24 protein-coding genes and 1 tRNA gene are annotated in these 23,899 nt (G+C 73.0%); 15 read left to right on the top strand and 10 right to left on the bottom strand.

What is annotated here, in order from left to right:
- Positions 1-54: 54 nt before the first annotated feature.
- Both AB0F89_RS16210 and AB0F89_RS16215 read right to left on the bottom strand, forming a co-directional pair.
- The gene (locus AB0F89_RS16210) at positions 55-1,239 is read right to left on the bottom strand and encodes a type III PLP-dependent enzyme (protein ID WP_367137001.1); all 1,185 of its coding nucleotides are present in this window, start codon (positions 1,237-1,239) and stop codon (positions 55-57) included.
- Positions 1,240-1,337: 98 nt separating this feature from the next.
- Positions 1,338-2,543, bottom strand: a complete 1,206-nt coding sequence (locus AB0F89_RS16215; protein ID WP_367137003.1) for a metallophosphoesterase — start codon at positions 2,541-2,543, stop codon at positions 1,338-1,340.
- 114 nt (positions 2,544-2,657) lie between these two features.
- Between AB0F89_RS16215 and AB0F89_RS16220 the strand changes: the two genes are divergently transcribed.
- The 3 genes from AB0F89_RS16220 (at position 2,658) to pabB (ending at position 6,348) form a co-directional block, all read left to right on the top strand.
- Positions 2,658-3,161 (top strand): SigE family RNA polymerase sigma factor, encoded by a 504-nt coding sequence (locus AB0F89_RS16220; RefSeq protein ID WP_367137005.1) that lies wholly within the window; start codon positions 2,658-2,660, stop codon positions 3,159-3,161.
- Positions 3,158-4,102 carry a hypothetical protein gene (locus AB0F89_RS16225; RefSeq protein WP_367137007.1) on the top strand — a complete coding sequence of 315 codons (945 nt, stop codon included), beginning with the start codon at positions 3,158-3,160 and terminating at the stop codon, positions 4,100-4,102. The genes AB0F89_RS16220 and AB0F89_RS16225 overlap by 4 nt, the downstream gene beginning before the upstream one ends.
- A 98-nt stretch (positions 4,103-4,200) precedes the next feature.
- Positions 4,201-6,348: an aminodeoxychorismate synthase component I gene (gene pabB / locus AB0F89_RS16230; RefSeq protein WP_367137009.1), complete on the top strand. Its 2,148-nt coding sequence runs from the start codon at positions 4,201-4,203 to the stop codon at positions 6,346-6,348.
- Positions 6,349-6,413: 65 nt separating this feature from the next.
- Here pabB and AB0F89_RS16235 read toward each other — a convergent pair whose 3' ends face one another.
- Positions 6,414-6,755, bottom strand: coding sequence for an Lsr2 family protein (locus tag AB0F89_RS16235; protein WP_033430611.1), 342 nt, complete (start codon positions 6,753-6,755; stop codon positions 6,414-6,416).
- Positions 6,756-7,028: 273 nt separating this feature from the next.
- Here AB0F89_RS16235 and AB0F89_RS16240 point away from each other — a divergent pair, with 273 nt between their 5' ends.
- From AB0F89_RS16240 to AB0F89_RS16255, 4 genes are all read left to right on the top strand, one after another.
- Positions 7,029-7,310 carry a metal-sensitive transcriptional regulator gene (locus tag AB0F89_RS16240; protein ID WP_367137011.1) on the top strand — a complete coding sequence of 94 codons (282 nt, stop codon included), beginning with the start codon at positions 7,029-7,031 and terminating at the stop codon, positions 7,308-7,310.
- Between the two features lie 78 nt (positions 7,311-7,388).
- A tRNA-Leu gene (locus AB0F89_RS16245) sits at positions 7,389-7,465 on the top strand.
- Positions 7,466-7,818: 353 nt separating this feature from the next.
- The gene (locus tag AB0F89_RS16250) at positions 7,819-8,406 is read left to right on the top strand and encodes a TetR/AcrR family transcriptional regulator (RefSeq protein ID WP_367137013.1); all 588 of its coding nucleotides are present in this window, start codon (positions 7,819-7,821) and stop codon (positions 8,404-8,406) included.
- A gap of 5 nt (positions 8,407-8,411) precedes the next feature.
- Complete coding sequence (locus tag AB0F89_RS16255) at positions 8,412-10,622, top strand: MMPL family transporter (RefSeq protein WP_367137015.1); 2,211 nt, start codon at positions 8,412-8,414, stop codon at positions 10,620-10,622.
- Between the two features lie 174 nt (positions 10,623-10,796).
- On the opposite strand, the gene AB0F89_RS16260 is transcribed toward AB0F89_RS16255, so the two are convergent.
- The gene (locus tag AB0F89_RS16260; RefSeq protein ID WP_367137016.1) at positions 10,797-11,534 is read right to left on the bottom strand and encodes an SDR family oxidoreductase; all 738 of its coding nucleotides are present in this window, start codon (positions 11,532-11,534) and stop codon (positions 10,797-10,799) included.
- A gap of 83 nt (positions 11,535-11,617) precedes the next feature.
- Here AB0F89_RS16260 and AB0F89_RS16265 point away from each other — a divergent pair, with 83 nt between their 5' ends.
- From AB0F89_RS16265 to AB0F89_RS16285, 5 genes are all read left to right on the top strand, one after another.
- Positions 11,618-12,112 (top strand): Rrf2 family transcriptional regulator, encoded by a 495-nt coding sequence (locus AB0F89_RS16265; RefSeq protein WP_367137018.1) that lies wholly within the window; start codon positions 11,618-11,620, stop codon positions 12,110-12,112.
- Between the two features lie 100 nt (positions 12,113-12,212).
- Positions 12,213-12,569, top strand: a complete 357-nt coding sequence (locus AB0F89_RS16270; protein WP_367137019.1) for a hypothetical protein — start codon at positions 12,213-12,215, stop codon at positions 12,567-12,569.
- Positions 12,569-13,942, top strand: a complete 1,374-nt coding sequence (locus tag AB0F89_RS16275) for a putative T7SS-secreted protein (protein ID WP_367137021.1) — start codon at positions 12,569-12,571, stop codon at positions 13,940-13,942. Before AB0F89_RS16270 ends, AB0F89_RS16275 begins: the two co-directional genes overlap by 1 nt.
- A gap of 28 nt (positions 13,943-13,970) precedes the next feature.
- Positions 13,971-14,456: a hypothetical protein gene (locus AB0F89_RS16280; RefSeq protein ID WP_367137024.1), complete on the top strand. Its 486-nt coding sequence runs from the start codon at positions 13,971-13,973 to the stop codon at positions 14,454-14,456.
- A complete protein-coding gene (locus AB0F89_RS16285) occupies positions 14,453-14,935 on the top strand; it encodes a YbaB/EbfC family nucleoid-associated protein (RefSeq protein WP_367137026.1) in 483 nt (160 codons plus the stop codon). The genes AB0F89_RS16280 and AB0F89_RS16285 overlap by 4 nt, the downstream gene beginning before the upstream one ends.
- Before the next feature lie 9 nt (positions 14,936-14,944).
- Here the strand turns inward: AB0F89_RS16285 and AB0F89_RS16290 are convergent, their stop codons facing one another.
- Positions 14,945-16,774: a hypothetical protein gene (locus tag AB0F89_RS16290; protein WP_367137028.1), complete on the bottom strand. Its 1,830-nt coding sequence runs from the start codon at positions 16,772-16,774 to the stop codon at positions 14,945-14,947.
- Between the two features lie 255 nt (positions 16,775-17,029).
- Here AB0F89_RS16290 and AB0F89_RS16295 point away from each other — a divergent pair, with 255 nt between their 5' ends.
- Positions 17,030-17,182, top strand: a complete 153-nt coding sequence (locus tag AB0F89_RS16295; RefSeq protein ID WP_367137030.1) for a hypothetical protein — start codon at positions 17,030-17,032, stop codon at positions 17,180-17,182.
- Positions 17,183-17,247: 65 nt separating this feature from the next.
- Here AB0F89_RS16295 and AB0F89_RS16300 read toward each other — a convergent pair whose 3' ends face one another.
- The 3 genes from AB0F89_RS16300 to AB0F89_RS16310 form a co-directional block, all read right to left on the bottom strand.
- Entirely contained in the window at positions 17,248-18,132 is an 885-nt protein-coding gene (locus AB0F89_RS16300) for a carbohydrate-binding protein (protein WP_367137032.1), read from the bottom strand.
- Positions 18,133-18,245: 113 nt separating this feature from the next.
- The gene (locus tag AB0F89_RS16305) at positions 18,246-19,145 is read right to left on the bottom strand and encodes an AraC family transcriptional regulator (RefSeq protein WP_367137034.1); all 900 of its coding nucleotides are present in this window, start codon (positions 19,143-19,145) and stop codon (positions 18,246-18,248) included.
- A gap of 84 nt (positions 19,146-19,229) precedes the next feature.
- Positions 19,230-20,738 carry an AAA family ATPase gene (locus tag AB0F89_RS16310; protein WP_367137036.1) on the bottom strand — a complete coding sequence of 503 codons (1,509 nt, stop codon included), beginning with the start codon at positions 20,736-20,738 and terminating at the stop codon, positions 19,230-19,232.
- Between the two features lie 57 nt (positions 20,739-20,795).
- On the opposite strand from AB0F89_RS16310, the gene AB0F89_RS16315 reads away from it, so the two are divergent.
- Positions 20,796-21,977: a hypothetical protein gene (locus AB0F89_RS16315; RefSeq protein ID WP_367137038.1), complete on the top strand. Its 1,182-nt coding sequence runs from the start codon at positions 20,796-20,798 to the stop codon at positions 21,975-21,977.
- A gap of 111 nt (positions 21,978-22,088) precedes the next feature.
- Here the strand turns inward: AB0F89_RS16315 and AB0F89_RS16320 are convergent, their stop codons facing one another.
- Both AB0F89_RS16320 and AB0F89_RS16325 read right to left on the bottom strand, forming a co-directional pair.
- The gene (locus AB0F89_RS16320; protein WP_367137040.1) at positions 22,089-22,277 is read right to left on the bottom strand and encodes a DUF397 domain-containing protein; all 189 of its coding nucleotides are present in this window, start codon (positions 22,275-22,277) and stop codon (positions 22,089-22,091) included.
- 24 nt (positions 22,278-22,301) lie between these two features.
- Entirely contained in the window at positions 22,302-23,183 is an 882-nt protein-coding gene (locus AB0F89_RS16325) for a helix-turn-helix domain-containing protein (RefSeq protein WP_367137042.1), read from the bottom strand.
- A gap of 237 nt (positions 23,184-23,420) precedes the next feature.
- On the opposite strand from AB0F89_RS16325, the gene AB0F89_RS16330 reads away from it, so the two are divergent.
- Positions 23,421-23,897, top strand: a complete 477-nt coding sequence (locus tag AB0F89_RS16330; protein WP_367137044.1) for a hypothetical protein — start codon at positions 23,421-23,423, stop codon at positions 23,895-23,897.
- Positions 23,898-23,899: the final 2 nt, after the last annotated feature.

Below are 23,899 nucleotides of genomic sequence, written 5' to 3' on the forward strand. Positions count from 1 at the left end.
CAATCACTCCAAACATCTTCAGGAGGGGACTTCAGCGGACAGGTGTGGGCGTGCTCATCGCACGCAGTGGGTGGCCAACGGCGGGAAGCCGTTGAACGCCACCGACGAGTAGCTGGCCGTGTAGGCGCCCGCGCCGAGCAGGTCGACGTGGTCGCCCGCGCGCAGGTCCAGCGGCAGCTCGTAGCACGTGTGCTGGTACAGCACGTCGTCGGCGTCGCAGGTCGGGCCGGCCAGCACGACCGGGCCGACCTCGCCCCCGGTCGTGGCGACGCCGTCGCGGCTGGTCGCCAGCGGGTAGGCGATGGCCTCGCCCTCGGTCTCCGCGAGGCCGCCGTAGCGGCCGATGTCGAGGAAGACCCAGCGCCGTTCGTCCGAATAGGACTTGCGCGACACCAGCACCACCTCGGAGCGGATCACGCCGGACTCGGCCACGACGGCGCGACCCGGTTCGACCATCACCTCGGGCGCGAAGTCGCCGAAGTGGCGCGCGATGGACGCGGTGATGGCGGCGGCGTAGTCGGTCAGCGGCGGCGGCTGGGTCAGGTAGCCGGCGGGCAGCCCGCCGCCCAGGTTGACCGTGGTCGGCGAGAGCCCCTCGGCGCGCAACTTGCCGATGATCCCGGCGGCGTCCGCGATCGCGCCGTCCCAGCCGTTCGGGTCCAGCTGCTGCGACCCGGCGTGGAACGCCACCCCCAGCGGAACGAGTCCGAGTTCGGCGGCCAACCGCAGGAGATCCGTCGCCATCTCGGGCGAGCAGCCGAACTTCTTGCCGAACGGGTAGGTGGAACCCTTGCTGTCGACCAGGATGCGCAGCAGCACGGACGCGCCCGGCGCGTGCTCGGCGATCGCGCGCACGTCCTGCTCGCTGTCGGACACGAACAGCCGCACCCCGCGCCCGTGGGCGTAGGCGATGTCACGCGCCTTCTTGATCGGGTTGCTGTACGAGATGACCTCCGGCGCCGCGCCGCGGGCCAGGCACAGGTCGATCTCGGCGGGGCTCGCCACGTCGAAGCTCGACCCCTCGGCGGCCAGCAGCCCGACCACGTCCGGCGTCGGGTTCGCCTTCACCGCGTAGAAGATCCCCACCCGCGGCAGCGCCGCGCGGATCGCCGCGAACCGGTCGCGGACCGTCGGCAGGTCGATGACCAGGCAGGGCGTGTCCGGTTGATCGTGGTCCAGGAAACGACGAATACGAGCCATTGCCTCGTGGAGCCGGTGATCGGCAAAGCTCGTCGTCATCTCGCTAGGGGTCCCCCTCCGCAACCGTGAACAGGCACGGTCCGACCGTGTTCGGGCACGGCCGTCCACTCTAGGCGGTGGAGGCGGAAAAAGCGCTATCAGCCGGCGAACTTGTGACGCAGCTCCACGACGCTGATGTCCGGCGGGGCGCCGACGCGCACCGGCGGACCCCAGAACCCGGCCCCGTTGCTGGTGTAGACCTGGGTGCCGTCGACGGTCTCCAAGCCGCTGCGCACCGGCTGCTGCAAGCCCACGGCCAGGTGGAACGGGAACATCTGGCCGCCGTGCGTGTGCCCGGACAGCTGCAGGTCCACGCCGTGCTTGGCTGCCTGGCGCACCTGCACCGGCTGGTGCGCCATCAGCACCACGGGTGTCGACGTGTCGCGGCCGTCCAGCGCGCGGGCGTAGTCGGGGCCGTCCTCGAAGCCCGCGCCGGTGACGTCGTTCACGCCCGCGAGGTCGAACGACGCCCCGGCCCGCTCGATCGTCAACCGCTCGTTGCGCAGCGGGTTGACCCCCAGCCGCTCCAGCTCGGCCAGCCACGGCTCGGCGCCGGAGTAGTACTCGTGGTTGCCGGTGACGAAGAAGCTGCCGTGCGTGCTCACCAGGTCGCGCAGCGGGGCCGCCGCCTCGCCCAGCTCGGCCACCGAGCCGTCGACCAGGTCGCCGACGATCGCCACCAGGTCCACCTGCTGCTCGTTGATCATCCGCACGATCCGCTCGGTGTGGCCGCGGCCGAGCAGCGGCCCGAGGTGGATGTCGCTGACCACCGCGATCCGGTAGCCGGACAGCCGCTGGTCGAGCTTGCCCAGCGTCACCGGCACCCGCTTGACCAGCGGGTCGCCCAGCGCCTGGGTGGCGCCGTAGGTGACGACGCCCGCCGTGGCCACGCCGCCCGCGACGGCCAGCGACCGGGCGATGAACAGCCGTCGACCCGGGTCAGCCGGCTGCTCCGCGGGTTCCTCGGGGGCCTCTTCGGCCGGCGCGCCCGCGGTGACCGGCGCCTGCCGCCGGCGCGCGGCTCGCAGCAGCACCAGCCGCGGGACCTCCAGCACGCCCATGATCACCACGAGGTAGAACGCGCCCGCCAGCCAGAGGAACCCCGGCCACGCGACCGCCACGCCGAAGCCGGACCCGAGCCTGCTCACCGACAGCGCGGCCACCAGCAGGGCGTACAGCGCCACCACCACCGCGGTGCCGATCCGCCGGCCGCGCCCGGGCCGGGTCGTGGCCAGGACGAACCTGCGCCAGATGTAGTAGTGCGCCGCGCCCATCACGACGGCGAACAGCACGAAGAACAACAAGCACGGCCTCCCCTGTGGTGGTCAGACCAGTTTCCACGAATCCTGGCGAGGACGTGCAACCCCCCGGGGCCCCACCGGCGTGATTACCCCGTACCGCAGTCCGGGGGGGGACAGATGAGTGATCGGGACGCCGCGTTCAGCGAGTACTTCGCGGCGCGGTCCGAGGCCATGCGCGGCACCGCGTACCTGCTGTGCGGCGACTGGCACCGGGCCGAGGACCTGGTCCAGGCCACCTTCGCCAAGCTCTACGTGGCGTGGCGGCGGATCGACCGGCACGAGGCGCTGGACGCCTACACCCGGCAGACGCTGGTCCGGACGTTCGTGTCGGACCTGCGCCGGGGCTGGTTCCGCAAGGAGCGGGTGAGCGAGTCGACCGCCGACTCGGCGGACGTCGGGCGCGGCTCGGTGGAGGACCGGCTGGTGCTGCTGGCGGCGCTGGCGCGGGTCCCGCCCCGGCAACGCGCCGTGCTCGTGCTGCGGTACTGGGAGGACCTGTCGGTCGAGGAGACCGCCAGGGCGTTGGGCTGTTCCGACGGAACGGTGAAGAGCCAGGCCGCGCGGGGGCTGCAGACGCTGCGCGGCCTGATCACCCCTCAGCAGGGAGAAAAGGTGCGATGAACGAGCACGAGCTGAAGAGCGCGTTGCAGGAGGCGATGGTGGCGAGCAGCCCGCCGCCGCCGATGGACCCCGGCGCCGCGCTGGACCGGGGGCGTCGCGCGCAGCGGCGCAGGCAGACGGCGCTGGGCGGCGGGTTCGCCGGTCTCGCGGTGGTCGCCATCGCGGTCGGCGCCGTCCTGGTGCCGAACCTGACCGGCGGTGGTGGCAGTGCCCGGGTGGCCGGGCCGCCGTCCGGGTCCGCGCCGGTCGTCACCCCGACGGGGCTGCCGTCCGCGCCGCCGTCGCTGACATCGATGCCGCCCGGCGCGGCGTCGGGGACGCAGGCGCCGGGTTCGAAGACCTCCACCCCGTGGCCGGACGGGCAGACCGACCGGACCGCGACCAGCGGGCCGCGGGCCGACAAGGGCGCCGAGCTGCTCAACGACCTGGCGTCCTCGCTGCCGCCCGGCGTGCGGGCCGAGGACCGCACCAGGGTCGGCTTCGAGGACTACGGGCCCATGACGCGGCACCAGGCGCAGTTCGCCGACTACGCCGGTGACCTGCAGGTCTGGGAGTACGACGCCACCACGCCGCTCGTCATCCCCGGTGAGCCGGGCGTCGGCGAGCTGTCCGTCCGGGTCGAGACCAGGGGCAACACCAGGCTCGGCGACCTGGAGGGGTGCGCGGCGGCCACCAAGTGGCCGTACCCGGTGTCGGGCGGGTCGTGCGAGCTGGTCGAGGTCGGGGGCGAGCAGGTCGCGGTCGTCACCGGCTCCGCCGTCGACGGGGGCCGGAACACGATGGACTCGGCGGCGTTCTACCGGCACCCGGACGGGACACGGGTGACGGTCGCCTACGCGAGTGAGTACCTGGAGTCCGGTCACCCGGCGCTGTCCCGGCCCGCGCTGACGGTCGCGCAGCTCGCGGCGCTGGCGACCGACCCGGCGTTCCACCTGGACTGAGTCGCGGAGGGAGGGGAGGCCGGGCGGCGCGACCGCCCGGCCTTCTTGTCCCAGGGGTACTCCATCCGGGTGTTCGTGCAGGTACCGTGCCGTTTGCCATGCGAACGCTGCTCATCGACAACCACGACTCGTTCACCTTCAACCTCTTCCAGTACCTGGCCGAGGTGAACGGGCGCGAGCCGGTCGTCATCACCAACGACGACCCGCGGTTCCGGCTGGCCGACCTGCGGCGCTTCGACAACGTGCTGATCTCGCCCGGCCCCGGCCGGCCGCAGCGCGACGCCGACTTCGGCCTGTGCCGGGCCGTGGTCGAGCACGCCGGGATACCGCTGCTCGGGGTGTGCCTGGGCCACCAGGGGCTGTGCCTGGCGCACGGCGCGTCGGTGGGCTTGGTCACGCCCCGGCACGGCGTGGTGGACCTCGTGCGGCACACCGGGGTCGACCTGTTCGCGGGCCTGCCGTCGCCGCTGCCCGTGGTGCGCTACCACTCGCTGGCCGTGTCCGACCTGCCGCCGTCGCTGGAACCGATCGCCTGGGCGTCCTCCGACGACGTGCTGATGGCCGTCCGCCACCGCTCCCGACCGGCGTGGGGCGTGCAGTTCCACCCCGAGTCGGTGTGCACGTCGCACGGCCACCACCTGCTGGCCAACTTCCGCGACCTGACCGAGGCCGCCACCGCCGTCGCGCCTGTCGCACCCGTCCTGCCCGCCGTCCCGCCGCCAGCTTCGGCTGTCCCGCCGCCAACGGCCGCCCCGCTGCCCGCCGCCGCGCCGCCCGCTGTCCTGCCGCCCGCCTGGGCCCCCACCCACGCCTCGGTCCCCGCTCCCGCCCCCGCTGTCCCGCCGGCCGCTCCCACCCGCGAGGTGCTGGTGCGGCGCGTCGACGCGCACCCCTCACCCGAGGCCGTCTACGCAGCGCTGTACGGGGCGTCTCACCACGCGTTCTGGTTGGACAGCAGCCTCACCGGGGACCGCGGCCGGTTCTCAGTCATGGGCGACGCCTCCGGCCCGCTGGCGCGCGTGGCGACCTACGACGTGTGGACCGGCGAGGTGACCGTGGACGGGGTCGCGCACCCCGGCCCGTTCTTCGACTGGCTGGAGGCCGACCTGGCGGAGTGGCGGGTGGCGCCGCCCGACGTCCCGTTCGAGTTCGCCCTGGGCTGGGTCGGCTACCTCGGCTACGAGCTGAAGGCCGAATGCGGCGGCACGGCGGCGCACCGTTCGGAGCAGCCCGACGCGGCATTCGTGTTCGCCGACCGGGCGCTGGTTTTCGACCACGTTTCCCGGTGCGTCCACCTCTTGGCGTTGTCCGACGAGGACGGCTGGTTGAGCCGAACGGCCGAATTCCTCACCGATTTCACCGCCGGACCGGCGCCCGAGCCGCGACCCGTCGACGCGGGCGCCGTGCAGGCCCGGCACAGCCGCGCGCACTACTTGAAGCTGGTCGCGGCCTGCCAGGAGGCCATCACGGCGGGCGAGAGCTACGAGGTGTGCCTGACGAACGCGGTCAGCTGGCGCGGCCCGGTCGACCCGTGGGACGCCTACCGGTTCCTGCGGTCGGAAAGCCCGGCGCCGTTCGGGGCGTTGCTCCGTTTCGGCGCGCTCTCGGTGCTCAGCACTTCACCCGAGCGGTTCATCCGGGTCGACCGACAGGGTGTCGTCGAATCCGAGCCAATCAAGGGCACGCGGCCCCGCGGGGCGACCCCCGCCGAGGACCGGGCTTTGCGCGGGGCCTTGGCGACCAGCGCGAAGGACCGCGCCGAGAACCTCATGATCGTCGACTTGGTCCGCAATGATCTGGGCCATTGCGCGGAAGTCGGCAGCGTCGAGGTGCCCAGGATCTTCGAGGTGGAGAGCTACGCGACAGTGCACCAGCTCGTCAGCACCGTTCGGGCCCGACTGCGTTCCGGTAGTTCCGCCGTGCGGGTGGTTAGGGCGGCGTTCCCGGGCGGGTCCATGACCGGCGCGCCCAAGATCCGGACAATGCAGATCATCGACGGCCTGGAAGCCGGGCCCCGGGGTGTCTACTCCGGAGCGCTCGGTTACTTCTCACTCTCCGGAACGGCCGACTTCAGCATCGTCATCAGGACGCTGGTGGTGGACCGGGACAAGGTGAGTTTCGGGGTCGGGGGCGCGGTCATCGCGCTGTCCGACCCCGTAGCCGAATTCGAGGAGACCGCAGTCAAGGCGACTGCCCTGCTCCGCCTGGCCGGGGTGGCGTTCCCGGAGCGGTCCGACCTCGCCTAAAAGGTCCCGACCTGCGGTTTTCCCCTGCGGTAGGACTAGTCCACCGCAGGGGAAAACGACGCGAGTCAGGAGGCGTGCGCTTCCTGGAACTGCACGACCAGGCCCTGGGGAATGCGGCCCCGGTCGGAGATCTGGTGGCCCTGCGCGCGAGCCCAGTCTCGAATGGCCTGGGCCTGGGCCTTGTCACCAGCCTTTACCGTGCTCTTGCCGGTGCCCTTGCGCTGCTTGCGGCCACCTGCCCGGCGCGCCTTGGCGACGAAGTCGGCCAGGGAGTCGCGGAGCTTGTCCGCATTCTCCTTGGAGAGGTCGATGGAGTACTCCACACCGTCCAGCGCGAAGGTCACGGTCTCGGCGGCTTCGCTGCCGTCGAGGTCGTCGATGAGTTGGACGACGGTCTGCTGTGCCACTGTTCCTCCGTGTGTGCTCGCATAGCGCGTGCTGCCCTCGACTAGTTGCGCCACACGCTTAGGACGACACCATAGTGCACGAGAGGAATATCGCCTAACCTTTCGCGGTGAAAATGTGACTGATGCCCCCGGACGGGTCATTTCGCGACACAAACCGCACCCGGCCGAAATGCGAGGGTCCGCAAGCCGTCACCCCGTGGTGCCGGTCACACCCGGTCGAGTGGCCTATCCTGGGGTTCGGATACCCGCCCAGGGTAGGGAAGGTCGGGAGCGATGCACGGTTACACGGCGGACAAGGACGCCTACCTCAAGCGCCTGCGCCGCATCGAGGGGCAGGTCCGCGGCCTCCAGCGGATGGTGGAGAACGACGAGTACTGCATCGACGTGCTGACCCAGATCTCCGCCGCGACGAAGGCGTTGCAGGCGGTGTCCCTCGGTCTGCTGGACGAGCACCTGAAGCACTGCGTCGCCCAGGCCGTCGCCGAGGGCGGCTCCGTGGCGGACGAGAAGATCGCCGAAGCCTCCGCCGCGATCGGCCGCCTGGTCCGGTCCTGACGGGACGTCACCCGGCCGCCTCCCCGCGCGGGGGCACCCGGCGGTCGGGTGATCTGATCGAGTACAGTGCTCCCGCCGGCCCCCGTAGCCCAATCGGCAGAGGCAGCGGACTCAAAATCCGTCCAGTGTGCGTTCGAGTCGCACCGGGGGCACCACACCCGCGAACGCCGAGGCTCGGCCTCCAGTGCGATGACGGGATGCGCGGTGGGCGCGCAGGCGCGAACCCGGGATCACGGTCCACAACCGACGCCGATGTCCCGGTGACCCCGTTGTCCCGCACGGACCGTTGCAATCGCAGGCTGGCGACAGCAGTGCTCTCCACTGACCGGTCGGCGGTGTCCGAGCGGTTGGAATGAGTGGCTTCGGTAGGTGCGGAATTCGACGTGCTGTCGGTTGAGCGGTGGTTTTAGGGGGCGTTCGGCGACTTCGGGGGCGGCGTGATGGAACGCACCTACCGGATCGGTCGGTCCGCCGACCGGATCGGTCGGTGGGTGCGTACCGTGGAGGTATGGCACGAACGCTGCGCGGGCAGGGCGAGGACCAGTTGCTCGACCGGGTGGCGGGGCTGTTCGCCCGGCACGGCTTCGACCACACGTCGGTGAAGGACCTGGCCGACGCGGTCGGCCTGTCGAAGGCCGGGCTGCTGCACCACTACCCGAGCAAGGAAGCCCTCTTCGAGGCCGCGCGGGACGTCGGGCGGACGCACAGCCGACAGCTCCTGGACCAGGCGGCCCTGGTGCCCGCCGGGCCGCCGCGCGACCGCCGCGCCGTCGAACTGCTCGTCGACTTCGCCCTGGACCGCCCCGGCCTGATCGCGCTGGAGTCGCGGGCGATCGGCACCCTCGGCGCCGACGACGTGGACGGCGACCGGCTCGACGCCCTGTCCCAGCACGTGCTCGCGGTCTTCGGCGTCGAGCCCGCGGGCGGCGACACCGAGCGGTTGGTCCGGGTCATCGGGATGCTCAGCGCCCTGGCCGTGCTGAGCCTGGCCGCCAACCACGCGGGCGACAAGACCTCCTGGCGACCGCACATCATCGCGACCTGCCTCGACGCGCTCGGTCACCACGACCCCATCCCCACTCCGGCAAAGGTCTGACTCCCATGGCACGTCTGCTCTACCGACTCGGCTTCGGCGCGCACCGGCGCCGCCTGGTCGTCGTCCTGCTCTGGCTGCTGGTGCTCGGCGGCACGGCGGTCGGCGCGGCGACCCTGGCGGGCACCACCTCGGGGTCCTTCTCGATCCCCGGCCAGGAGTCGACCACCGCGCTGGACAAGATCAGCGACGAGTTCGGCGCCGGTGGCGGCGCGACCGCGCGGGTCGTCGTGCAGGCGCCCGACGGCCAGCGGCTGACCGCGCCGGAGAACGCCGCGAAGCTCGGGCAGCTCGTCCAGGAGCTGTCCGCGCTGCCCGGCGTGACGTCGGCCGGCAACCCGCTCGACCCGCAGAACCCGACCGTGAACGCCGACCAGGACGTCGCCTACAGCACGGTCACCTACGAGGCGCAGGTCGGCGACGTCACCGAAGCGCAGCGCACCGCGCTGTTCGACGCTACGCAGGACGTCCGCGCGACCGGGCTGACCGCCGAGGTCACCGGTGAGGCCACGCAGGCGCCGCCGCACGTCGGCGGCCCGGCCGAGGTGATCGGCGTCATCATCGCGCTGCTGGTGCTGGCCGTCACCTACGGCTCGCTGGTCCTGGCCGGGATGAACCTGCTGACCGCCGCGGTCGGCGTCGGCATCGGCGCGCTCGGCGTCACGATCGCCACCGGCTTCATGGACCTCCAGTCCACCACGCCGATCCTGGCCGCCATGCTCGGCCTGGCGGTGGGCATCGACTACGCCCTGTTCATCATCAACCGCTACCGGCAGGAGCTGCGCCGGGGCCGGGACGTCGGCGACGCGATCGGCACCGCCGTCGGCACCGCGGGCTCCGCGGTCGTGACCGCCGGCCTGACCGTGGTCATCGCGCTGGCCGGCCTGGCCGTCGTCGGCATCCCGTTCCTGACCCAGATGGGCGTCGCCGCCGCGTTGACGATCATCGTCGCGGTGCTGGTCGCGGTCACGCTGGTGCCCGCCGTGCTCGGCTACCTCGGCCGTCGCGTGCTGCCGCGCAAGCAGCGCACCGAGTCCGCCGCCGTCACCGAAACCGAGCCGACCGACGCCAAGCCGACCGCTGAGCCGACCGCCGAACCGCGCGAGCGCGGTTTCTTCCGCGGCTGGATCGGCGGGATCGCCCGCAACCGGGTGGCGGCGCTGCTGCTCGCGGTCGTCGGCCTGGGCGCGATCGCCGTGCCGGTCCTGTCGATGGAGACGACGCTGGTCGCGGCGCCTCCCGCCGACTCGACCCAGGCCCGCGCGGAGCGGGTGCTCGCCGACGGCTTCGGCGAGGGCTTCAACGGCCCGCTGGTGGTGCTGTTCGAGGGCGCCGACGCCGTCGCGGCGGCCACCGCGGCCATCCCGGACATCCAGGGCGCGGACGACGTCGCGCTGGTCACGCCGCCGCGGCCCAACGCCGACGGCACGGCCGCCATGGTCAGCGTCATCCCCGAGTCCGGCCCGGCGACGCAGGCCACCGAGCAGCTGGTCACCGACCTGCGCGACCGGCTCGCCGACGTGTCCGGCGCCACCGCCTACGTCACCGGCGCGACCGCGGTCAGCGTCGACGTGGCGGTGGCCCTGGACGAGGCCATGCCGGTCTACCTGGCGCTGGTCGTCGGCCTGGCCCTGGTGCTGCTGGTGCTGGTGTTCCGGTCGATCCTGGTGCCGCTGGTCGGCGTGCTCGGCTTCCTGCTCACCATCGGCGCGTCGCTCGGCGCGACGGTCGCGGTGTTCCAGTGGGGCTGGCTGGCCGACGCGGTCAACCTGGACGGCACCGGCCCGCTGCTGAGCCTCACCCCGATCCTGATGGTCGGCATCCTGTTCGGGCTCGCGATGGACTACCAGATCTTCCTGGTGTCCCGGATGCACGAGGCGCACCACCACGGCAAGTCGCCGCGGGACTCGATCGACACCGGCTTCCGCCAGGCCGCGCCGGTGGTCGTCGCCGCCGCGCTGATCATGTTCTCGGTGTTCGCGGGCTTCGTGCCCGCCGGCGAGGGCCCGATGAAGTCCATCGCGTTCGCGCTGGCCATCGGCATCCTGGTGGACGCGTTCGTGGTCCGCATGGTCCTGGTGCCCGCCGCGCTGGCGCTGCTGGGCGAGAAGGCGTGGTGGCTGCCGAAGTGGCTGCGCCGGCTGCCGGCGCTCGACGTCGAGGGCGCCGGGCTGGAGGAGGGCCGGGAACGCCGGGAGCTGGTCGACTCCAGCCGGTGACCGGGTCCGGTCCGGCGCCGGGGGACGGCGTCGGACCGGCGCCCCCGCTCGGCGGGTGACCCTGTACCTGTGCTGTCGCCCGCGGTGCGGGCAGTGGTAGGCGAACACCCCGGAGATCACTCGAAGGAGTGATGTCCGGGGTGTTCGCGGTACTCCGCTCGCCGCACGGCGGTCCTAACCGGCGAGCCACTGGTCGAACGTGGTGGGCGCGATGCGGGCGTTCTCGCCGGGCAGCAGCGCGTTCCCGGCCATCTCGACGCCGAACACGCCCGACCACGTCGGCACGAGCCGGACGTCCCGCCCGCGCGCCTGGTTGGTGCGCCGGGCCAGGTCGACCAGGTCCTGCGTCTCCGGGCCGGCGAGGTCGGGGTACCGCCCCGCGGGCTCGCCGACGACGACCTCCGCCAGGACGTCGGCCACGTCCTGCGGCGCGATCGGCTGCACCAGCAGCGGCGCGACGGTCGCGACGCCGTCCCGCTCGGTCCAGCCGGCCACCATCCCGGCGAAGTCGTGGAACTGGGTGGCGGGCACGATCGTCCACGGCACGGGCCCCTCGGTCACCAGCCGCTCCTGCTCGCGCTTGCCCGCGTAGTGCGGGTTGCCCTCGACGCGGTGGATGCCGACGATCGAGAGCAGCACGTGGTGCCGCACGCCGGCGCGCTGCTCGGCGGCCAGCAGGTTCCGGGTGGTCCCGCCGAACAGCGCGACGCTGTCGTCCCGGTCGGTCGCGGGCGCGTTCACCGCGTCGACCACGGCGTCGACGCCGGTCAGCGCTTCGTCGAGCCCTTCGCCGGTGGTCAGGTCCACGCCGAGCGAACGGCTGACGCGCACGACCTCGTGACCGGCGCGCTCCAGGGTGGCGGCGGTGAGGCTGCCGATGTTGCCGGTGGCGCCGGCGACTGCGATCCGCATGACGATCCCCTCCCGGGTGGGTGTGTGCCGTCAACCTATCTCGGACTAAATAGATCCGCAATGTCTTGGATAGACTAGGCGGTGTGAAGCTGCCTGTGAGCACGGAGTGGGTCCTGCACTGCGCGACGACCCTCGCGCAGCTGGAGCCGGGCGCCACCGCGTCGGCGGCCCAGCTCGCGGCGTACTACGACCTGCCCGCGCCCTACCTGGCCAAGCAGCTGCAGGCGCTGGTCCGGGCCGGTGTGCTGACCGCGACGACCGGCCCGCGCGGCGGGTTCCGGCTCGCCCGGCCCGCCGCGGAGGTCACGCTGCTCCAGGTCGTGGAGGCGGTCGACGGCGCGGCCCCGCCGTACGAGTGCCAGGAGATCCGGCAGCGCGGGCGCGGCGCGCTGGCGCCGGAGGACTGCCGCGAGGTCTGCCCGCTCGCCGCGAAGATGGCCGACGCGCACGAGGCCTGGCGGCGCAGCCTGGCCGCGGACTCGCTCGCCGACGTCCTCGCCACCCTGCCGCCGACCGCCCCGGCCCGCACCCGTTCGCTGATCGCCGCCACCAACCCGGCGCCGCGCCAGCCGCGATGAGGTGGGCGCGCGGTCCGATTCGGCCAAACGTCTGCGCCGGAGCGCCCGCTCCGCTATAGGTGTCACCTGAACAGCTGGAGCCGGTGACTGGTGGGCGGACATGAGTGGGTTCGGGGCGGTGCCCGAGGAGCTGCGGCGGGCGGCCGGGCAGATCGGTGACGTCGGCGACCGCGCGTCGGGCGTGGTGTGGTGCGGTCCGAGCGGCGAGTACGGGCACGCCGGGGTCGCCGGGGCGTGGGAGCTGTTCATCGACGGGATGAAGTCCTCTGTGGAACGGTTGCGGCAGCAGGCCGATGAGCACGCCATCGGCCTCCGTGCCGCCGCTTCGTCCTATGTGGACGTGGACGGCGAAGGCGCGGCCGGGTTCGACGGCCTCGGCTCCGCGGTGGGCGCCAACGACATCTCCCGCCGCCTCGGCACGACGCCGCTGAAGCCGGTCGACCGGACGGCGCCCTGATGGCGGCGCGGCTGGGCGAGACCAACGACCCGAAGGCGCTCGTGCCCGGCGAGCCCGAGCTGATCAGCGGCGACCTGCGGCAGCTGGTGACGACGGTGCGCGCGGTCGTGGCGGTCGGCGCCGACCTGGGCCGGATCGACCCCGGCGGCTGGAGCGGCGACGCGAGCAGCGCGTTCCGGTCCGCGTTCGGCGCCGAACCGCCCCGGTGGCTGCGGGCGGCCGAAGACCTCGGCGGCGGCGGGCAGCTGCTGGCCGACTACGGCGACGCGCTGGTCGGCAGCCAGCGCGAGGCGCAACGCGCCATCGAGCTGCACCTGGAAGCGCAGGCCGCGACCCGGCTGGCCGCCGCCGAGCACGCGGCGATGGCGTTGTCCGGCGCGCCGACCGCGCCCTTCCAGGACCCCGGCCAGGCGGGCGCGGCCGACGCGCAGAAGGTCCTGGGCGACGCCCGCAGCACCCTGTCCGGCATCGGCGACGTGGTCGCGCGGGCGCTGGGCTGGGAGCCCGACGGCAAGGGCGGCTACAAGAAGTCGCTCGGCAAGGACTCGTACGGCGCCTCGCACCGGGAGACCGACGACGAGGGCGAGGACACCGGCGGCTGGCAGTACAGCGTCGACGGCGGCTCGTACGAGAGCGAGACCGGTGACCAGTCCAAGCGCCTGCTCACCGACGTGGTCGGCGAGATCGCCGAGAAGATCGGCATCGACCTGCACGAGCGCGAGTGGGGCGACGACGGGCACGTCGACGTCCGGCACGGTGAGGAGGACGGCGACTTCACCGCCGGGCCGGTCGAGGGCAGCGGGCGGATCAGCGGCTCCGTGCTCGGCGCGGACGCGGGCTTCACCGCGACCGCGAGCTACGCGGGCGTGGCCGTCGGCGCGAACGCGGGCGCCTACCTGGCCACCGGCCACGCCGAGGGCGAGGTCAGGCTCGGGCAGCACGCGGGCGTGTCCGGCAGCGCGGACGGCACGGTCGGCGTCGCCGGCGAGGTGAAGGGCTCCATCGGGCTGCTCGGCGTGAAGGGCAACGCGGAGGCGTTCGCGGGGGCCAAGGTGTCCGGCGAGGTCGGCGCGGAGGTCGCGGGCATCGGCGCGGGCGCGAAGGGCGAGGCGTGGGCCGGCGTCGGCGCCCACGCCAGTGGCCAGTTCGGCGTGGGCGAGGACGGCAAGTTCCACGTCGGCGGGTCGCTCGGGGTCGCGTTCGGCGTGGGTGGCAAGGTCGGGTTCGACGTCACCGTCGACCCGGTCGAGGTCGTGGAGGCGGTGGCCGACGTCGCGGACGACGTCGGCGAGATCGCCGCGGACGTGGGCCGCGGTGTCGGGAACGCCGCGGAGAGCGCGGGTCGCGCGATCGGCAAGCTGTTCGGTCGCTGACCGGACGACCGCAGGAAGGAACCAGCGCATGGCCAGCACCCTCCCGGTGCCGATCGAGTTCTCGCTGCCCGACGGGTGGCTCTCGGCGCCACCCGACGAGGTCGGCGCGCCCCAGGCGGCGTTCGTCGCACTGCACCCCGGCTCCGCCGCCGGGTTCACCGCCAACGTGACGATCACCGGCGAGGTCCGCGCCGACGACGCCACGCTCGCGCGGCTCGCCGCCGAGGCGGTGGCCCGGTTGGAGCGCGGAATCGGCGCGGTGGAGGTCGGCAGGCGCACCGAGCTGGACTCCGGCTACACGCAGGTGGTGCGGCTGACCGCGCCGATCGACGGCCGGCCGGTGGACCTGGTGCAGCTGCAGGTGTTCCTGGCCCTGCCGGACGTCCGCGACCCGGACCGCCGCGCGGTGCTGGAGATCGTGCTCAGCGCGACGCCCGTGCAGTTCGAGGGCCTGGTGGGCGACTTCCAGGCGTTCCTGAAGACCATCCGACCGGACGGGGGAGCGGCCAGGTGACCGGACCGGGCGACATCCTGCTGCGCCGCATCGAGGCGATCGACACGGCCTCGGCGGACAACCGGCTGCGCGCCGAGTCCTACCGGCGCATGGCCGAGGGCCTGCGGGACGTGGTGGGCACGGCGACGTCGGACGACGGCGTGGTGACCGTGGTCGCCGGGTCGGACGGCGCGGTCAAGTCGATCGCGTTCGGCGCGGCGGTGCGCACGACGGACCCCGCGGTGCTGTCCTCCCGGACGTTGCGCGCCATCGCGCTGGCCCGCGCGGACGCCGCCCGCAAGCAGGCCGAGGTGGTCCGGGCGGCGTTGGGCGACACGAAGCTGCTGGACCAGGTGCTGGCCGAGGACCGGCGGCTGTTCGGCGACGAGCCGCCGCAGGAGCCGGCCGCGGTCACCGCGCCGCCGCGGGTCGTGCGGCGTGCCGCGCCGGTGGAGGAGGAGGAACCGGACACGGCCTACCGCAGCCGTGACGCCTGGTGACACCCGGCGTCAGCCCTCCGCCTGCTCCTCGGACCCGTCCTCGGACCGCTCCTCGGCGAGCAGGCGCCGGGCGAACTCGGCGGCCCGGGGCTCCGGGTCCGGCAGGGCCAGCACCAGCTCGCACAGCGACGCCAGCACCGTGACCTCACGGGTCTGCCACGCCTGCGCGGCCGCTGCCAGCCGGTTCACCAGCAGCTCCCGGACGTCCTGCCGAGCCGCGGGCTCCACCCACGCGGTCGCCAGCAGCGCCAGGCCCGCCGCCTCCGAGACCCAGTCCTCGGGACCGTCGAGCAGGTCCGCCAGGACCTCCCGGCGGCTCGACACCGGCCACGGCTCGTCGGCGCGGTGGTGCGCCAGCCCCAGGCACGCCCACGCCTGCACGGCGCGCACCCACAGGTGCGGCGCGTGGCGGACTAGCCAGCGGCCGACCTCGTCGTCCGGCGGAACGGGCGGGTGCACCAGCACGCCGAGCAGGTCGAGCGGGTCCAGCGCGGACAGCACGACCGCCCGGTCGTAGGCGGCGGGCAGCGACGGCCAGTGGAACGCCGCGACGGCGCGCACGGCCTCGGCGGCCTCCCGCGACGGCGGCGGCACGGCCGGGCGGGCCACCGTCCCGTCGTAGGCCCACACGACGTGCCGCACGGCGCGGACCGGCTGCCTGGGGTCCGGTTCCGGCAGCCCGTCGACGGTGACCGAACCGCGCGGGAACGCCGACCGCAGCGCCAGCAGGGCGCTCGGCGGCTCCAGCGCGGACAGCTCCACGTCGAGCGTGGTGTCCGGCGCCGGCTCGCTCCGCTCCAGCAGCTCGCACAGCAGGGTGACGACGGCCCCGGTCGGCTCCGGCACCCGGCCCAGCCACGGCCTGCCCCGGCCGCGCCGGGCGAGCACTTCGCCCGCGAAGTCGCGTTCCGGCCGGTCGCGGAGGTGGTCGGCCAGCGCGACGAGGTGCCGTACGTCGCCGTCCACCACGTGCCGCAGGCCCAGGGCGATCGCGAACGCCTTCGGGTGCTCGGGGTTCTCGTCGGCCGCCCGCCGCGCCCACTCCAGGCCCTCGGCCGGGCGGCCCATCGCCTCCAGCAGCTCCGCGATGTCCAGGAACAGGTCGTGGTCTTCGGGCGTGCGGGCGGCCTCGCGCCGCCACGCGGCGAGCGCGTCGTCCCACCGGCCCGCGCCGCGCAGCGCGTACCCCTTCACCACCGCCGCCTGGTGGGTCGGCTCGACGTCGAACGACCGCTGCGCCCACTCGACCGCCTCGTCGAACGCGCCGAGCCTGCGGGCCAGCGTGGAGCCGCACCACAGCAGCATCGCGTGGTCGGGGTGGCGGGCGACGCAGCCGCGCAGCAGCGCCAGCGCGGGCAGCAGCGGCGGGCGGTCGACCTCGGCGACCGGGTCGGCCAGCGGCTGCGCGAACCGGGCGATGGCGATCGCGGCGGCGTTCGGGCCGAGCAGGTCGGGCAGGTCGGCGCGCTGCAGCCAGGCGACGTCCAGCCACGGCCGGCGCGGCTCGTGCGAGGCCACCGCGAACAGCTCCTGCACGGCCTCGTCCCAGCGGCCCGCCATCGCGCGCACGTGGGCGTGCGCGGCGAGCGTGCCGACGAACGCCCGCACCGGTTCGGGCTCGAAGTGCCGCGCCGCCCGGTCCGCGCCACCCGCGCGGGCGACGAACTCGGCCAGCGCCTCGTGCGCGTCGGGCAGCCGCGGATCGGTCGCCAGCGCGTCCGCGAGGTGGCGCGCGGCGTGGTCCAGGTCGCCGTCGGCCATGATCAGCCGGGAGACCGCGACCTCGCCCGCCGCGTCGAGCCGTTCGTCCGCGCAGTGCTCGAACCCGTCGTGTGCCATGGCCCCCTCCAGCTCGGAGCCGAATCGTAACGGAGTGGAGTCGCAGGTCAGGGCGCGGTGACCGGTACTCCACTCTGGAGTGACGGCGTCACCCGCGGAGAAATCCCACGTGTTGTGCCACCGCGACGTGTACCGTGGTCGTTATCGGGCGATTCCTCTGTTGTCGTTCCCGAACACCCGTCGCGCCGTGCGGCGACCTCCGGCCCGGTTCCCACCGGCTGTGAGCGCGCACCGGACGCGGAGAAAGTTGGAAACATGCACGTTCCACCACTGACCGCCGTGTTCAGCCACCCGGACACGCACCGGGAGACGATGTCCGCGCCGGGTCGCGAGGAGCAGCGGTCCTACACCGACCTGTTCCGCGAGCCGGTCGACGTGCCGCCGCAGGGCGCCGGCGAGACCTCCTGACCACCGGGGACGCCACCAGGGCCCGCGACCGGTAGGCGGTCACGGGCCCGGTGGTCAGCGGCCGGTCACCCGGCCCGCCAGAGCGCGGGCACGTTCGGCGGCTCCCAGCCCGGTTGGGCCAGGTGCCCCTGGAGGCACACGTAGTCGACCCCGCCGTGGATCACGCGGGCGCCGGTCGCGTAGTTCGTCCCGACCGCCCACGTCCCACCTCCGGGTGACGACGGCGTGGTGGTGGTCGACGTCGGCCGCGTCGTCGTGCTCTGCGGCACGTTCAGCACGAAGTCGAACTTGGCCTCCCGGCCGCTGCCCGCGTTCTGCACCGTCATCAGCAGCCGCGGGTCGAAGATGGTGTCCGTGTTGTTGCGCGGCTCGCCCGGGAAGTACAGCTGGGTGGTGAGCACCGGCCGGCCGGGCGCCTGCAGCTTCACGTGGATGTGCCTGGTGCGGCCGGGGTAGAGGCCGGGCACGATCGTGGTCAGCGAGAACGAGCCGTCCGGGTTGGTGAACTGGTGGCCGCGGAACCGGAAGCCGGTGTTGTCGTACACGCCGTTGTTGTCCGCCTGCCAGAAGTCCATCAGCACGTTGCCCAGCGGCAGGCACGCCAGCCCGAACACGTAGCCGGTGACGGTGAGCCTGGTGCCCGGCGTGCCCGCGTCGACCAGCGACGTGCGGCGCGGCGAGTTCGGCTTGAAGTACGGGCCTTCGGTCTGCGGCGGGGTCGGGTCGTCGCCGTCGTCGCACGCCGGCGTCAGCTCCACCGGCTCACCGCTCGCGCCGACCGTGCGGGCCAGCGCGGGCACGCCCATCATCGCGACGGGCAGCGCGACCCCGGCGGCGAACGCGGCCCGCAGCACGGTCTTGCGGCTGAGGTGGCGGGCGTCGGTCGGGTCGCCGTCGCCGTTGCCGGGACCGCGCTCGGTCGTGCCGCCGCCGTCCTTGGATGCGTCCATTCCTGCTCCTCGTTGAGGGGATGACCACGAACCTAGGTACGGGTCCCGCCCCCGGACGATGGACTGGAGCGGCTGGTCGTGGTGATCCTCGCGGTCGCCGTTGCGCGTCCCGCTCACTGTGAACGGCGCTCGTCGCCGCGGCGGAAACCGCCGGGGCTCAAGCCCGTCTCGCGCCGGAAGAAGCGGCAGAAGTAGGCCGGGTCGGCGAAACCGACCCGGTTCGCGACCTGCCGCACGCTCAGGTCCGTCTTCGCCAGCAACCGCATCGCCTCGTGCGTGCGCGCCTCCCGCACCAGCTCCGACGGCGTCCGCCCGGTCGCGGCCTTCACCGCCTCGGTCAGGTAGCCGGGGGTCACGCCGATCCGCTCCGCGTACTCGCGCACCGACCACAGCGCGTGGTCCGTGCGGCCGGCCAGCCGGGCGAACTCCTCGGCCACCGCGCCCGGTCGGGCGGGCGGCGCGGCGGCCGGCGTCTCGGGCAGCCTGGCCGCGCGCACGACGAGCACGTGCAGCAACGCCCGCAGCACCGTCTCGACGCCAGGTTCGCCGCGCCGGTACTCCTCGTCCAGCTCGGCGATCAGCCCGCCGACGCGGGCGTGCGTCGGCTCGTCCAGCGTCAGCCAGGGGCGTTCGCTCAACCGGCGCAGCAGGTCGCGGTCCGCGGGGTGGTCCAGCAGGAAGTCGTCGGTGAACAGCAGCACCGAGCCGCGCAGGTCGCGCGCGCCGTCCCAGTGGTGCACCTGGCCGGGCGCGATCACGCACAGGTGCGGCGGGCGCAGCTCCCAGCGGGCCAGGTCGACCACGTGCGTGCCCGCGCCGCCGGTGACGTGCACGATCTCGTGGAACGTGTGCCGGTGCGGGAACGACGCCCGCGACATCGGCCCGATCGTGTCGAACGTGCCGACCGCGAACGGCAGCGCGTTGGGCGCGGGGACCTCCAGCCGGTGCACCGGCAGCTCGCCCTCGCGCGGCGCCCGGTCGGGCGTCCCCGGTAACACGGTGGTGCCGCGCATCGTCGCGCTCCCCTTCCGCCTTGAGGTCCAGACCAATTTCGGTAGGGCCACCATGGCACGGCGGAGCGCGCGGGGGAACGCCGGTCAGCTGCCGGGGGCCAGTCCCGGCCCGACCTCCCACGCCTGGCGCACCGGTCCGGGAGCCTCCGGGCTGGTGTTATCCGGTCCGGTGTTGTCCGATCTGGGGTCCTCCGGCTTGGGCCGACCGCCGAGCAGCGCGCTCGTCAGCGAGGCGCGTTCGTCGGTCATGGCCCGCGCCAGGTCGGCCAGCTCGTCGCCGACCACCGGCGCCCCGCCCGAGCCGCCGGCGCGGAGCGCGCCCAGCACGGCCCGCCGCAGCAGCTCCTTGATGAACGACGCCGTGACGCCCTCGGTCGCCTCGACCACCGGCCCGAGGTCGGCCCGCAGGTCGACACCGCGCCCGTAGAGGCGCAGCAGCCGCAGCCGCCCCGCCGCGTCCGGCCGCGGCACCTCGACCGCCAGGTCGACCCGGCCCGGCCGGTCGGCCAGCGCCCGTTCCAGCTCGTCCGCCCGGTTCGTGGTGAGCACGAAGGTGACGTCGGCGTCCGCGCCGACCCCGTCCATCGCGTCGAGCAGGGTGAACAGCAGCGGGTTCGTCGGCCCGGCCGCGAAGCCGCGGTCCATGGCCACCAGGTCGACGTCCTCCACCACGACCACCGACGGCTGCAACCGCCGCGCCAGCGCCGCCGCCTGGCCGATCAGCCGCATCGCCTGGCCGGTCAGCAGGATCACCGTGCAGCCGCGCAGCCTGCTCATCAGGTAGCGGGCGGTGTGCGTCTTCCCGGTGCCGGGCGGACCGTGCAGCAGCAGGCCGCGCTTGAGGTGCTGCCCCGCCGCGAGCAGCCGTTCCGAGTGCTCCGCGATGCCGACGACGTGCTCCTCGATCAGGTCGAGGACGCCGTCCGGCAGCACCACGTCGGCGGCGTCCAGCGCGGGCCGGGGCAGGAACGTCACCAGCTCGTTGCCCCGGTGCTCGCTCACCCCGAACGACAGCACCTGCCCGCGGAACACGTCGTGCTCGCGCATCAGCCGCTCGACCTCGCCACCGACCGCCCGCGCCGCCGCCCGGTCGGCCGCCAGCACCTCCAACCGGCACGCCGGCGGCCCGAAGTCGGTGAACCCGCGCACGCCGACCAGCACCGGCGTGCCGTCGGGGGCGGCCGTCGCCACCAGCCCGAGCTGCACCACCTCGGCGCTCTCCTCCGGCCCCACCGCCGCGGTCGCGTAGTCGGCTGCCCCGATCCCGTACGCCATCGCGTGCCGGGCCGCGAGGAGCATGCCCATGATGTCCTCGTGACCGCGGTGCTGCCCGCCCACGCCGAACCACTCGGCGTCCGGCGTGTGCTCGGCGAGGTAGGCGTCCACGCCCCGCTGCAGGTTGACGTGCTCCCACACCTCGAACCGCGTCGCGACCGACAGCACCTGCGGCAGGTCGCACCCCAGGTGGTCTCGCACGCGCGCCACCAACGGCGCCGCGTCACCGTCCTGCTCGACGATGTTCGCGGTCAGCTGGAACAACCGGCGCAGGCTGCTCGCCAGCGCCTTCGCCTCGTCCCCGGACAGTTCCCCCATCCACTCATGATGCCGGATCGGGCACGCTCACCCGTTGCGTTCTGGCAACGTGTACGCATGCTTGTGGACGACTCGGGGAGCCCGCTGAACGCCAGTTTTTCGGTCGAAGCCGAGGGGGGAGCTTTCGCGCTGGTGCTGGAGAGCGCCGGCGGGAAGAAGCGCGGAGGAGGTGTCCGCAACGCGGATTACAAGGACGCGCTGGAACTCTTGCTACGCCGCCTGGGAGACCGACGTGCCGTAGTGCGCACGGCACTGGTCGACTCCCTCAACACGCGAAAGCTGCCTGAGGAGGACCGGTTGCTGGTGCGAGGGCTGCGGCTGTACCCCAGCCTCGACTTCGCCGAGGTGCGGAAGCAGCTCACCAGCCCCCAGGGCCGCATCGGTCAGCGGGAGGGCGCGCCGAAGGCCGGCAACAACAGCAAGCGCATCCGGCTGCTGCTGGAGGTGCCGGGGTACCGGCCGCAGGATGCAGGGCGACTCCGCCGCGAGCTGGAGGGCGTTCGGCAGGACATCGTGTGGCCGACAGGTCGGGCTGAGTTCGCGGCCAAGGCGGCGGATGAGCTGCGCCTGCGCATCGGTGAGGAGCTGCCAGGCGGAGGTCGGATCGTCGCGGTGCCCGCAGGCGCTGTGGTGGTGGAGAGCCCAGGCGGGCGTGCGTCGATCGCGCTCGACGAGGTGCAGGCGGGGCTCGACCGGTTCGCCGAGGGCGAGCCTGCACCCGTCGGGAGCCTGGTGGACGAGCTGGTCGCGGTGGCGGCCGGTGCCGAGGTCGAGGGCGGGCAGACCGTGCTCGTCCCGCCGAAGCGCACTGATCGGCAGTTCGCCGAGTTCGACGGGCGGGCGTTCGCCAAGTACCGCAAAGAGCAGGGTGCGTTGCGGAAACTGCTGGTCAACGGTGCCGATCAGGCTGAGTGCGCACTGTGCGGGCGATCGTTCCCGGTGGAGTTCCTGATCGCTGCCCACGTCAAGGCGCGGAAGGTGGCGCCGCCCGAGGAGCGCCAGGACCTGGAGAACATCGCGATGCTCGCCTGCTCGTTCGGCTGCGACCGGCTGTTCGAGCTGGGTTACGTCACCCTGGACGAGGAGGGCGTGGTGCGGACCGCTCCGACCGGAGGGCCTCTCGACCCGCACCTGCGGCTGCTGGAGGGCACTCGGAGCAGCGCGTTCACCGAGTGGTCAGCGAAGTACTTCTGCTGGCACCGGGAGAACGTGTTCAGGGGTCGGGCAGGCGGTGCTTGACCTTCCCGCTGTCCGTCGATCCCGAGTACCACGGATACCGGTACAGCGCGGGGACGACTTGTGCCCCGGCCACCGCCCGGCCGGGGCACTGCGGGTTGTTGTCGAGCGTCGTCAAACGTCGAAGCGACTGGCTTTGATCGCGCTCAGCAGGCCCCTGAGGTCCACGCGGAGGTGTCGCATCGGGTTCTTGCTGTCTCGGAGCAGGGTCTTGTTGTCGTTCCACGCCACTTCGACGCACTCGTTGCCGCCGCCATCGCCGGTGCTGTGGCTGGACTTGCGCCACGTCGGTTGTTCGGTCATCGGCTCATCTTGCCTGCGCGGGGGTCAACTGCCCGTTGCGTCCGCGAACCCGGTTGCGGCGTCCAGGACGAGGGCCTTGGACGCCTGTAGGTCCAGGGCGGCGACCTTGCGGCGGTCCCAGGCCACTCGGTAGGGCTCGGTCGCGGTCTCGCGGTCGCGGTAGAAGGACTCGGCGTGGCCGTGGACCTGGACGACGTCACCTGCGGGGCCGTTGGGGAAGCGGAGCAGGTAGAAGGTGGAGTCCATGCCGGGGTAGGCGCCTGCGGCGAAGGGCTGGACCTGGATCTCGACATTGGGCAGGTCGCAGGCCGACGCCAGGTGCGACAACTGCTCGTGCATCACGGCCGGGCCGCCGATGGGGAGGCGCAGGGCGGTCTCGTGGACGACGGCGCGGATCATGGGCGGGTTGCGCTTGGCGAGCACCTGCTGCCTGGTCTTGCGGAGGTCGACCAACTGCTCGACGCGTCCGGGCGCGATCAAGTCACCGCTGCGCAGCCACAGTTCGCGCATGTACGCCTCGGTCTGGAAGTACAGCGGCACCAGGGTCAGGGTCACCGCCAGGATCTCCACGGCTTCGGCACGTTCCAACTCCAGGAAGGCGCGGCTCTTGACCGGGACGAACATCGGGAACTCGCCGCGCTTCGTGCCGGCGCGGACTTCGCGGGCCAGTTCGAGCAGCATGGCCACCTCGTCGTCCCCGACGTCGAACGCCTTGGCCAGGACCTCGATCTCCTGGCGCTTGAACCTGCTCTCGCCGCGCTCCTTGCGGGTGAGCGTCGGGCCGGTCGCCTCGATCAGCTCGGCCGCTTCTTCGCGGTCGACGCCCGCCTCCTTGCGGAAGCTGCGCATCGCAGCGCCGAGTTGGCGACGCTGACTGGCCGGGCCGGTGTCATCGAGGTTGGCCAAAGCATCGATCCTTGTGTCAGTTGTGCTCTCTGCACGTGCATACCGGATGACGGTCCAGTGCGGTAGCGAATTCATCCGATCAGTTATGAGTGCAGAATGCACGTACGTTTTTTACGAAGCCGACTGTAGCGTGCGACACCGTCCCATGGCGATCGACCCACGACGCCTCGTGCGAGGCGGGTCGCTGAACACAGGAGGAAACAAGGTGTGGAAGCACGCGTACGAGGTGAGCGCGGTATGAGCGGGCTGCGGAGCCGGGTTGTCATGAGCGTCGGCGTTCACCTGCACGACGACGTGTCGATCGACCTGCGGGGGAGTCTGGAGACGACGGCGTTCCTGGCCATCGGGGACACCATCGAGATCGTGCTCGGCGAGTCGCACCTCAAGGTGCTGCGGGAGCAGTCCGATGCGGCGCTGAGCGACATGGCCCTGCTCAAAGCTGCGGACGATGTGCTGGGTGATGCCTACGAAGCGGGCGCGCAAGCGCGCACGGCGGCTGCGCTCGCGCGGGTGGAGGCGGAGTCGGCGCGACGAGCAGGCGCCGAGCAGCAAGCCGTGTCGGCTGACGAAGCAGCCGAGTGCGCCCTTCGCGCCGCGGAGCAGGCACAGGCCGCCGTGCGGACTGCGGTCGAGGCGATGGAGGCGGCCGACGAGGCTGCGGAACAAGCCAGGAGCGCGGCCTTGGCGGCCCGGGTGGCGGCAGTCGGGGGCTGAAC

Origin of the sequence: Saccharothrix sp. HUAS TT1 (genome assembly GCF_040744945.1) — a bacterium.
In the GTDB taxonomy this organism is placed as follows: Bacteria; Actinomycetota; Actinomycetes; order Mycobacteriales; family Pseudonocardiaceae; genus Actinosynnema.